This window comes from Neobacillus sp. Soil_C_43 (assembly GCF_057656715.1).
In genome coordinates this window covers 1-437 of sequence record NZ_JBDGJV010000048.1, presented here as the reverse complement: position 1 = coordinate 437, position 437 = coordinate 1, and the positions used below count along the sequence as shown (strand labels likewise).

The window sequence follows — 437 nt, the reverse complement described above, 5'->3', positions numbered from 1 at the left end:
GCAGATAAGGTTTTTCCAGGCGAAACAAATAGCTTAGACAAACTTTGGGATGCAATCTTCAATTCAGTACGTATAGGTGAAGTGGAACCTGTAAAGGCATGGAAAGATCATATTGGAAACTTGCTTCAAAAGGGTACTTATCTGAATGAAAAGAAATATAAAAAGTTACATTACAAAGCTGAAGGCACAGATCTAACGGTTGAGCTTCATCACCTACATCTATGGAAAAGTGGTGGAAGCCAAAATCGGCATGGTGTTCAATTTGTTGCGAATATGCCAACTGAGGAAGTATTCACTTCGCCATTACGTTCAGGTGTTAATGGTTTCGTTTCGAGTAAAAAGCCTCTTAGCTATGCAGGTAATTTAATTGATGAGTTCAAATTAACTTTTGAAAATGGTCGAATTGTTGAAATCACAGCTAAGAAGGGCGAAGAAGT

At 37.8% G+C, this 437-nt stretch carries 1 protein-coding gene; it reads left to right on the top strand.

The window, feature by feature from the left end; translation table 11 throughout:
• A partial coding sequence (locus AC3A54_RS25515; protein WP_487656675.1) for an aminopeptidase occupies window positions 1-437 on the top strand: 437 nt, incomplete at both ends.